The organism is Mesorhizobium tianshanense (assembly GCF_007830515.1).
Lineage (GTDB): Bacteria > Pseudomonadota > Alphaproteobacteria > Rhizobiales > Rhizobiaceae > Mesorhizobium > Mesorhizobium tianshanense.
The window spans coordinates 1-9,062 of record NZ_VLKT01000045.1 but is presented as its reverse complement, the minus strand read 5'-3'; the positions used below and the strand labels follow the sequence as shown (position 1 = coordinate 9,062).

Here is a 9,062-nt window from a genome sequence, read left to right as displayed (position 1 = left end):
GGCACCATGTCGTTTTCGATGATCAGCTTGGTGTGCAGGTCGGTCAGCGTGCCTTCCAGGCCGTAGCCGACCTCGATGCGCATCTTGCGGTCGTTTTTGGCGACCAGCAAAAGCACGCCATTGTCCTCGCCGGCCTGGCCGAGCTTCCAGGCGCGGAACAGCCGGTTGGCGTAGGGTTCGATCTCCTCGCCGTCGAGGCTGTCGACCGTCGCGACGACGATCTGATCGGAGCTCTTGGCCTCGAAATCGGCGAGCTTCTGGGTCAGTGCCGCCTTGGTCGCGGCATCGATGATGCCGGCATTGTCGACGACCCGCCCGGTGAGGGCAGGCAGTTCGGCGGCGAGGGCGGTGAGGGAGAGGAAGAGGAGGCTTAGGAAGACGAGCAGGAGGGTCAGGTTGGCGTTCCTTCGCGCCCCCCTCTGTCCTGCCGGACATCTTCCCCACAAGGGGGGAGATCGGCTGTCGCGGCTGTTTTCGCTAATCTCCAACGTTGCAGGATGGGCGGTGAGGCCAAAGCTGCCAATCTCCCCCCAAGTGGAGGAGATGCCCGGCAGGGCAGAGGGGGCGCGACGGAGTGCAAGGCCAATAGGGACCACGCTCACCAGCTGTTCTTTACCCGCCCTGCTTGGCGCCGAAATCGACCTTCGGCGTCTGCATCTTGTCTTCCTCGATGGTGAAGTTCGCGAACGGCTGATTGCTGCGGAACCACAAGGTCGCCCAAATCACCGACGGGAAGGTCCTCAGCGTCAAATTGTACTCCCTCACCGCCTCGATGTAGTCGCGGCGGGCGACCGCGATGCGGTTTTCGGTACCTTCGAGCTGCGCCTGCAGCGCCAGAAAATTCTGGTTGGCCTTGAGGTCGGGGTAATTCTCCACCACGGCCAGCAGCCGCGACAGCGCGCTGGTCAGGCCGGCTTGGCTGTCCTGGAATTTCTTGAAGGCTTCCGGATCGTTCAGCGTTTCCGGCGTCACCGTGACCTGCGTCGCCTTGGCGCGCGCCTCGACCACGGCGTCCAGCGTATCCTTCTCGTGCGCGGCATAACCCTTGACCGTCTCGACAAGATTGGGGATGAGATCGGCGCGGCGCTGGTACTGGTTCAGTACCTGGCTCCATGCGGCCTTGGCGTTTTCTTCCGCCGTCGGAATGGTGTTGTAGCCACAGCCGGCAAGCAGCGGCAGCACGATCGCCATCATCAGCAAGGCTGGGAGGTTACGGAAGGCGAAAGGAGAGGCAAGGCGCTGGGCAAGCATGGTAAGGTCCCTCGGTATGACTGGCAGGCGAAGCATTACCACAATCCGCACGCAAGAACATGACCTCCGCCTGGGAGCGTTACTGGTTCTCCATCATTCACTGCCAGGCCCTGTGATTGACTGGGCGAACGGGTTAAAGTCGCCGCGAAAATAGGACATCGCCATGGCGGAACGCCAGGATAACGATAGCGAATCGCGCCGCATCATCGAGCGCGTGGCACGCGAGACCGACCCCGGCGGCACCTCGTTCATTGCACAGACCGCGAAGGGCGCGCGCGATCACGTCACTGCCGCGGATGCCGACCGGTCGGATCCGATCGAATACTGGGGCACTCGCATCGGCCGGGCGCTAGGGCTCATTGTCGCCATCGGCCTGTTGATCTGGCTCGTGCTTTTCGTCATCCAGAGTTAGGAATCCCGTGAGCACCGAAGAACACGACGCGCCGCGCGCGGTCATCGTCATTTCCAGCCATGTCGCGCGCGGCTCGGTCGGCAACCGCGCCGCGGTCTTTGCGCTGGAGACGCTGGGCTTTCCGGTATGGGCGGTGCCGACCGTCATCCTGCCCTGGCATCCGGGCCATGGACGGGCGACGCGCATCGTGCCGCCGCTCGACCAATTCAAGGCGCTGATGGCCGATCTCGAGCGGTCGCCGTGGCTGGGCGAGGTCGGCGCGGTGCTGTCGGGCTATCTCGGCGAAGGCGGCCAGGCGGACGCCGTCGCCTCGCTGGTCGGCGCGGTCAAGGCGAAGACGCCGGATGCCCTCTATATCTGCGATCCGGTGATGGGCGATTCGGGCGGGCTCTATGTGCCGGAGGCCACCGCCATCGCCATGCGCGACCGACTGATACCGATCGCCGACATCGCCACGCCCAACCGCTACGAGCTGGAATGGATGGCGGGAGCGCCGCTGCCTGACCTGAAATCGGTGATGGCGGCCGCCCTTCATGCCGGGCCGTCGACCATGCTGGTCACCTCGGCGCCGGCGATGATGGCCGGCGGCACCGGCAATCTGCTGCTCAACTGCAACCAGGCGCTGCTGGCCGAACATCGCCTCATTGACAAGCCGCCCAACGGGCTCGGCGACCTGACGGCGGCCGTCTATCTGGCACGCATCCTGTCCGGCCAGCCGGCGATCAAGGCACTGCAATCGACCACGGCGGCGGTTTACGAGATCCTGGCGCGCACCGCCAAGCGCGGCGGCGACGAATTGCAGCTCGAAACCGACGCACAGAGCCTGTCGCACCCGATGGCGATGGTGCAGCTTCGCCATCTCCTGCATCCGGGGCGGGACAGAAGCGCGTGACTTTTGTCGGCGTCGACGGCTGCAAGGCCGGCTGGATCGCCGTTCGCCGCGATCCCGGTTCGACAACTCGTAACCCGGGCGCAGCACCCTCGGTAGCCGTTTTTCCAAGCTTCGCAGCACTGCTCGACGCATTGCCGGCCAATGCGACGGTGGCCGTCGACATGCCGATCGGCCTGCCCGATCTTTCGCAAAAAGGCGGACGCGGGCCGGAAGCGCTGGTGCGGCCGCTGCTCGGCGTGCGGCAATCGAGCGTCTTCGCCATCCCCTCGCGTGCAGCACTTTATGCGCAAACAGATGACTTCACCACGATCGAGGCCTGGTATGCCGCGCATCGCCGGGCAAGCGAAGTGGCGAAGGCGACCTCCGATCCACCGCGCGGCGTCTCGATCCAGGCCTTCGGCATCTTTGCCAAGATCCGCGAGATCGATGCCGTGCTGATCGCCCGGCCGGAGTTGCGCCGCCGTGTGTTCGAATCGCACCCGGAAGTCGCCTTCTGCCGGCTGAACGGCGATCAGGCGATGCGCTTGCCGAAGAAGATCAAGGGCGCCGTCAACCCCGCCGGCATGGCGGAACGCAAGGCGCTGCTTGGCCGGCACGGTTATCTCAGGGACTTTCTCGACCAGACGCCGCCGCGCGGTGCGGCCGCCGACGACTTCCTCGACGCGGCTGCGATGATGCTGATTGCCGGCCGCATCGCCAATGGCGAGGCAAGGCCGTTTCCGGATCCGCCGCTCGCCGACCGTTTTGGCATCCCCGTCGCGATCTGGGCGTGAATTTCCTCGCCCCATCCATCGGCGAGGCAATTGCAGTCCTTTGCGATTCGGCATTGCTCGCGACCGGCTTTTGCCGTTAGAGCCTTTCCAAACTGAAACGAGCTGCCGCCTCCAATCCGGAAAGGCTCCAGACGCCGCCGATGTCCAATCTCCCCGATCACCTTCTCACCGGCTACCGCAATTTCATGAGCGGCCGCTATCTCGCCGAAAGCGGGCGCTACCGCGCGCTTGCCCAGGATGGCCAGGCGCCGGAAACGATGATCGTCGCCTGCTGTGATTCGCGGACGGCTCCCGAGGCGATCTTCGACGCTGGGCCGGGCGAACTCTTCGTGCTGCGCAATGTCGGCAATCTGGTGCCGCCCTATGCGCCCGACGGTGAGTTCCACTCGACCTCGGCGGCGCTCGAATTCGCCGTGCAGAGCCTCAAGGTGAAAAACATCGTGGTGATGGGTCATGGTCGCTGCGGCGGCATCCGCGCGGCACTCGACACCACGGCCGCGCCCCTCTCGTCCGGCGACTTCATCGGCAAATGGATGAGCCTGATCGCGCCGGCTGCCGAGACCGTGTCCTCCAGCACCTTCATGACGGCGACGGAGCGCCAGACCGCATTGGAACGCATCTCGATCCGCTATTCGATCGCCAATCTCAGAACCTTTCCCTGCGTCTCGATCCTGGAAGGCAAGGGACGGCTGTCGCTGCATGGCGCCTGGTTCGACATCTCGAGCGGCGAACTCTGGGTGATGAACAAGGACACCGGTGACTTCGAGCGGCCGGAAATGGTATAGACCCTGATCTCGAACCTTCGGGTTCAGATGAGATCATGATCAGGCGAGAAGACAGAGCCCATCCCGGTTCCATCGGGATGGAACAAGCTCCAGGAGGCGTCGCATGATGCAGAATTGGCGCTCGATTGCTTTCGCCGGGGCAACGCTGCTGCTTTCAGTCATCTCCGCCCGCGCCGACGACCACGCGCTTATCGGCCGCTGGTATGCGGCGCTGCTGGTCGCCGATCGCACCGAACTGTCGGATCTGCTTGCCGAAGACGTCCGGATAAAACTCGACGACCTCGGCGTCGTGCAGACCAAGCAGGAATTCATTGCCTCGATCGACGAATGGCAGGGCGCTGTTGCCGGGGCTGAAATCCGGCATCGGATCGAGAAGACCGAGGGCGGCGTCACCACGGTGATCGCCTGCTATGATTTCCCCAACAACGACATGCTGATGCAGGAAACCTTCGCGATCGCCGACAACCGCATCACCGCCAGTTCGCAGGCGGCGATCGCGGAAACCTGCGACGCCTACTGAGCGGAACTTGACCAGCCGCGATATTGCGTGCGGGACGCCAGCGCCCTACATCGGTGACGGTCCCGCCTCGCCTCTACAGCCATTCAGCGAAAGCCCCCTCACTCAGCGAAAGATACCCATGCCGTCCACGAAAGCCGTCGACCTCGCCGCCCATCCGCTGACCACCTGGCAAGGGCCGCTCGGCCTGCCCGACTTCACCCGCATCGGCGACGGCGATTTTTCTCCGGTTTTCGACGCGGCATTGAAGGCGCATGAGGCCGAGATCGAGGCGATATCAGGCAATGCCGAGACGCCGACCGTCGAGAATACGCTTGCGGCACTGGAGCTTGGCGGCGAGGCGCTCGACCATGTCTCGTCGATCTTCTGGTGCCGGGCCGGTGCCCACACCAACGAGGCGATCCAGGCGCTGGAGCGCGACATCTCGCCAAAGATGTCGCGGCATTTCTCGGCGATCTCGATGAATGAGAGGCTGTTTGCCCGCATCGACGATCTCTACCAGCGCCGCGAAGCCCTGAAGCTCGATGCCGAGACGTTGCGGGTGCTGGAAAAGACCTGGAAGAGCTTTGTCCGCTCCGGCGCCAAGCTCGACGCCGAAGGCAAGAAACGGCTGGCGACGATCAACGAGGAACTGTCGTCGCTCGGCACCACCTTCAGCCAGAACCTGCTTGCCGACGAGCGAGACTGGGCGCTGTTCCTCGACGAGGCCGACCTTGCCGGCCTGCCGGAATTCCTGAAAAGCGCGATGGCCGAGGCCGCCGAGATGCGCGGCCAGAAGGGCCGCTATGCCGTCACCCTGTCGCGCTCGATCTACGAGCCGTTCTCGACCTTCTCCGAGCGCCGCGACCTGCGCGAGACCGCCTTCCGCGCCTTCACCATGCGCGGCCAGAATGGCGGCGCCACCGACAACACCGAAGTGGTGCGCGACAAGCTGAAGCTGCGCGCCGAAAAAGCGAAGCTGCTCGGCTACGCTTCCTTTGCCGCTCTGAAACTCGACGACACCATGGCGAAGACGCCGGAGGCGGTGCATATGCTGCTCGATCCGGTGTGGGAAAAGGCTCTGGAAAAGGCCGCAAGCGACCAGACCGAGTTGCAGCGGCTGGCGGCCAAGGCCGGCAGCAACGAAAAATTCGCGGCCTGGGACTGGCGCTTCTATCAGGAAAAGCTGCGCGCCGAAAAATTCGCTTTCGACGAGGCCGAGTTGAAGCCCTATCTGCAGCTCGACCGCGTCATCGATGCCTGCTTCGACGTGGCGACACGATTGTTCGGCATCACCTTCGAGGAAAAGAAGGGCATTGCCACCTGGCACCCGGAAGCACGTGTTTTCATCGTCAGGAATGCCGACGGCAGCGAACGCGGGCTGTTCCTGGCCGATTATTTCGCGCGACCCTCGAAGCGCTCCGGCGCCTGGATGAGCGCGCTGAAGTCGGGCTACAAGCTTGGCCATGGCTCCAGGCCGGTCATCTACAACATCATGAACTTCGCCAAGCCGCCGGAAGGCGAGGCAGCACTTTTGTCGGTCGATGAAGCCAAGACCCTGTTCCACGAATTCGGCCATGCCCTGCATGGCATGCTGACCGACGTCACCTGGCCATCGGTCGCGGGCACCTCGGTCAGCCGCGATTTCGTCGAACTGCCCTCGCAGCTCTACGAGCATTGGCTGACCGTGCCGGCGGTGCTGGAAAAGCATGCACTGCATGTGAAGACCGGCAAGCCGATGCCGAAGGCGCTGGTCGACAAGATGCTGGCGGCGCGCACCTTCGGCGCCGGCTTCGCCACGGTCGAGTTCACCGCGTCGGCGCTGGTCGACATGGCCTACCACGCGCGGCCGGATGCGCCGGAAGAGCCGCTTCGTTTCGAAGCCGAAACGCTCGAGAAGCTCAACATGCCCGGCACCATCGCCATGCGCCATCGCACCCCGCAGTTCGGCCACATATTTTCCGGCGACGGCTATTCGGCCGGCTACTATTCCTACATGTGGTCGGAGGTGCTCGACGCCGACGCCTTCGCCGCCTTCGAGGAGACGGGCGACCCGTTCAATCCGGCGCTGGCCGAGCGGCTGCGCAAGAATATCTATGCCGCCGGCGGCTCGAAGGACCCGGAAGAGCTCTACACCGCCTTCCGCGGCAAGATGCCCTCGCCCGAGGCAATGATGGTCAAGCGCGGACTGGTCTTAGCGGCGGCGGAGCAGGGATGAAGAGGCGTCACGCCGCACCATTGCGTCATCTGTGTGCGTCGTTGAGATGTAGAACCTTCTGGACGCCGGCAGGCCAGAGGGGGGCGCGAAGGAATGAGACGACTCAAGCGATGCTGAGCAGCTCGACGCTTTTCGCCAGCGCGGCCGGATCGCCGAGCACGCGCAGCGTCTTCAGCCGGGCGGTGCCGCCGGCAACGACCGAGACGGCCGATCGCGGCACTCCCAGCGCCTTGGCGATCAGCCGTTCGAGCGCTTGATTGGCGGCGCCGTTTTCCGGCACGGCGCGGACGCGGGCTTTGAGATGGCTTCGCCCGTCGGCAGACGTCTCGATGCCTTCGAGCCTGTCCATCGCCGCTTTCGGCGTCAGCCGGACGAAGAGATCGACGCCGTCGTCGCGCAAGCGGAACGGCGCGCTCATGGAATGGCTCAGACGACCAGCGGCGCCACGGTGGTGAGCAGGAACTGCCGGAGGAAGAACAGGATCAGCAGCAGGATGATCGGCGAAATGTCGATCCCGCCGAGGTCGGGCAAGAAGCGTCGGATCGGCCGCAGCGCCGGCTCGGTCAGCCGGAAGAGCATGTTGCTGACGCTATCGACGAACTGGTTGCGCGAGTTGACGACGTTGAAGGCGTAGAGCCAGGAGAAAATCGCCGAAGCGATGATGATCCACCAATAAATGTCAAGCGCCAGGACAATGGTCTGAATGAGGGCTATCATGCCGGTCTCCAATTGTTGCCGACATGTAGCCATTGCGGGCGAAAGCGGCAAGAGCCAGCTGCCGCGGCACGCCGGCTCGACGGCAGGCCGCGCGGCTTTTGGGCGAAACGCAGCCTTGACAGGAAACCGCCACGCCCGATAAATGCGCCCATCCGCTGGACGGGGCTGTAGCTCAGCTGGGAGAGCGCGTCGTTCGCAATGACGAGGTCAGGAGTTCGATCCTCCTCAGCTCCACCAGCGGAATTTCCTAACCATCTGCAAAGATGCGCTGTTTGCTCGGCGCGACCTTTCATCTTCACTTCCGCGCGTTGCTATTGGCAGGTCATCACCGCGCTCTACGTCATCTCGAGCGTGCTCGCCAGCGGCAGCTCTATATCGGCCTGATCAAGGCGCTGTCGCAGTCGCTCGCCGATCCGCTGCCTTCGGTGGCAGCCGCCGTTGTCGGCGGCACCTCGATCTTCGGCGGCCGCGGCGGCTACACCAGCACCATCATCGGCGCCCTCACCGTGCTGGCGACACTGCCCACCATCCTGCAGATGCCCGAAGGGGCGCGGCGGATACTGTTTGGGCTGATCGTGCTGTTTGTCACGGCGGCGTATCTGAGGATAATTGAGGATCGTTAGGCGGCGCCTCGCTTCGTCTGAAACGGTGCGTTGGCAATTCGATATCACGAGAGATCGATCGTTCAGGCCATAACCGACCGTCTAGGTGGGTAGTTCTTTACTCGCTACCCTTTCTGTCTTCGCGGGAGTGCAGTATCTAAGAGAGACCCTCCTGAAGTTCTGGCTCCAATGCGCTTTGTTGAAAATGGACCTAATATCTCAGATCTACTCCTTGAACGCCGTGACCAAGGGCGCGTAGTATTTCTCTGTGGCGCAGGCGTTTCTTTCAACGCGGGAATGCCCACATTTGTCGGGCTCGGGGCTGCTAGAAGAACTCAACCGGACCTATTTCACCACTCCAACGTGTTACCCTGGCCGAGAGATCGACGGCGAAGACCGGGACCGAGGCAGCGACGCAAACTTCCGCCAGTTTCTGGAGCTGTTTGCTCGAATGATTGAATACCGCCCGGCCTTGCTTCGAGCTCACGTCATCACTTGGCCAGCTAACGACGAATACCACTTTCGAAAGCTCAAATTGTTCGCATTGAACCATGTTGACCTTTTCGGTGCGGATGAGGCAGCCGAGCTAGGTTGAGGACTCATTCAGATCCAGGCTGAAATGATTGCGGCGAGAGCGAGGGCTGAGAGGTAGTTCTGTGCATGGCGATCGTATCGTGTTGCGATGCGGCGCCAGTTCTTGAGCTTGCAGAACATGCGCTCGATGAGGTTTCGTCGGCGATATGCCTTGTGATCGAGCGGATAGGGCGTGCGCCGTGCGGCAGTTGATGGAATGACCGCCTTGATCTTGGCCCGCTTCAGCCAATTGCGCAGACTGTCGGCATCATAGGCTTTGTCGGCCAGTAGCCTTTTGGGCTTGGCCACCATGCCGATCAAGGGAATGGCCATGGTGATGTCG

11 protein-coding genes, 1 tRNA gene and 1 pseudogene are annotated in these 9,062 nt (G+C 63.1%); 8 read left to right on the top strand and 5 right to left on the bottom strand.

All coding sequences use genetic code 11. From position 1 onward, the window contains the following. Positions 1–446, bottom strand: a 446-nt coding sequence (locus IQ26_RS28555) for a TPM domain-containing protein (RefSeq protein WP_208760232.1), incomplete at its 3' end; no start/stop codon positions are given. Positions 447–612: 166 nt separating this feature from the next. Then, positions 613–1,251: a LemA family protein gene (locus IQ26_RS28550; RefSeq protein WP_145721697.1), complete on the bottom strand. Its 639-nt coding sequence runs from the start codon at positions 1,249–1,251 to the stop codon at positions 613–615. Between the two features lie 163 nt (positions 1,252–1,414). Here IQ26_RS28550 and IQ26_RS28545 point away from each other — a divergent pair, with 163 nt between their 5' ends. From IQ26_RS28545 to IQ26_RS28520, 6 genes are all read left to right on the top strand, one after another. Continuing rightward, positions 1,415–1,663 (top strand): hypothetical protein, encoded by a 249-nt coding sequence (locus IQ26_RS28545; RefSeq protein ID WP_145721696.1) that lies wholly within the window; start codon positions 1,415–1,417, stop codon positions 1,661–1,663. Positions 1,664–1,670: 7 nt separating this feature from the next. Next, complete coding sequence (gene pdxY, locus IQ26_RS28540; RefSeq protein ID WP_145721695.1) at positions 1,671–2,555, top strand: pyridoxal kinase PdxY; 885 nt, start codon at positions 1,671–1,673, stop codon at positions 2,553–2,555. Beyond that, positions 2,552–3,328: a DUF429 domain-containing protein gene (locus tag IQ26_RS28535; RefSeq protein WP_145721694.1), complete on the top strand. Its 777-nt coding sequence runs from the start codon at positions 2,552–2,554 to the stop codon at positions 3,326–3,328. The genes pdxY and IQ26_RS28535 overlap by 4 nt, the downstream gene beginning before the upstream one ends. A gap of 140 nt (positions 3,329–3,468) precedes the next feature. Further along, positions 3,469–4,113 (top strand): carbonic anhydrase, encoded by a 645-nt coding sequence (locus tag IQ26_RS28530; RefSeq protein ID WP_145721693.1) that lies wholly within the window; start codon positions 3,469–3,471, stop codon positions 4,111–4,113. 103 nt (positions 4,114–4,216) lie between these two features. Beyond that, positions 4,217–4,633: a nuclear transport factor 2 family protein gene (locus IQ26_RS28525; RefSeq protein ID WP_145721692.1), complete on the top strand. Its 417-nt coding sequence runs from the start codon at positions 4,217–4,219 to the stop codon at positions 4,631–4,633. A gap of 118 nt (positions 4,634–4,751) precedes the next feature. Then, a complete protein-coding gene (locus tag IQ26_RS28520) occupies positions 4,752–6,827 on the top strand; it encodes a M3 family metallopeptidase (RefSeq protein ID WP_145721691.1) in 2,076 nt (691 codons plus the stop codon). A gap of 103 nt (positions 6,828–6,930) precedes the next feature. On the opposite strand, the gene IQ26_RS28515 is transcribed toward IQ26_RS28520, so the two are convergent. Then, positions 6,931–7,245, bottom strand: a complete 315-nt coding sequence (locus IQ26_RS28515) for a DUF167 family protein (RefSeq protein ID WP_145721690.1) — start codon at positions 7,243–7,245, stop codon at positions 6,931–6,933. An 8-nt stretch (positions 7,246–7,253) separates the two neighbouring features. Beyond that, positions 7,254–7,544, bottom strand: coding sequence for a YggT family protein (locus IQ26_RS28510; protein ID WP_023800489.1), 291 nt, complete (start codon positions 7,542–7,544; stop codon positions 7,254–7,256). Positions 7,545–7,705: 161 nt separating this feature from the next. Here IQ26_RS28510 and IQ26_RS28505 point away from each other — a divergent pair. After that, a tRNA-Ala gene (locus IQ26_RS28505) sits at positions 7,706–7,781 on the top strand. A 75-nt stretch (positions 7,782–7,856) separates the two neighbouring features. Next, positions 7,857–8,167, top strand: a pseudogene (locus IQ26_RS28500) (ABC transporter permease); the annotation flags it as partial. A gap of 582 nt (positions 8,168–8,749) precedes the next feature. On the opposite strand, the gene IQ26_RS28495 reads toward IQ26_RS28500, so the two are convergent. Beyond that, positions 8,750–9,062: transposase (locus tag IQ26_RS28495; RefSeq protein ID WP_145718468.1), on the bottom strand; the 313-nt coding region annotated here is incomplete at its 5' end.

Excerpts from the sequence above, each read along its gene's own strand:
- IQ26_RS28520 (WP_145721691.1), top strand. The coding sequence starts at position 4,752 with ATGCCGTCCACGAAAGCCGTCGACCTCGCCGCCCATCCGCTGACCACC.
- IQ26_RS28530 (WP_145721693.1), top strand. The coding sequence starts at position 3,469 with ATGTCCAATCTCCCCGATCACCTTCTCACCGGCTACCGCAATTTCATG.
- IQ26_RS28545 (WP_145721696.1), top strand. The coding sequence starts at position 1,415 with ATGGCGGAACGCCAGGATAACGATAGCGAATCGCGCCGCATCATCGAG.
- IQ26_RS28510 (WP_023800489.1), bottom strand. The coding sequence starts at position 7,544 with ATGATAGCCCTCATTCAGACCATTGTCCTGGCGCTTGACATTTATTGG.
- IQ26_RS28550 (WP_145721697.1), bottom strand. The coding sequence starts at position 1,251 with ATGCTTGCCCAGCGCCTTGCCTCTCCTTTCGCCTTCCGTAACCTCCCA.
- IQ26_RS28515 (WP_145721690.1), bottom strand. The coding sequence starts at position 7,245 with ATGAGCGCGCCGTTCCGCTTGCGCGACGACGGCGTCGATCTCTTCGTC.
- IQ26_RS28525 (WP_145721692.1), top strand. The coding sequence starts at position 4,217 with ATGATGCAGAATTGGCGCTCGATTGCTTTCGCCGGGGCAACGCTGCTG.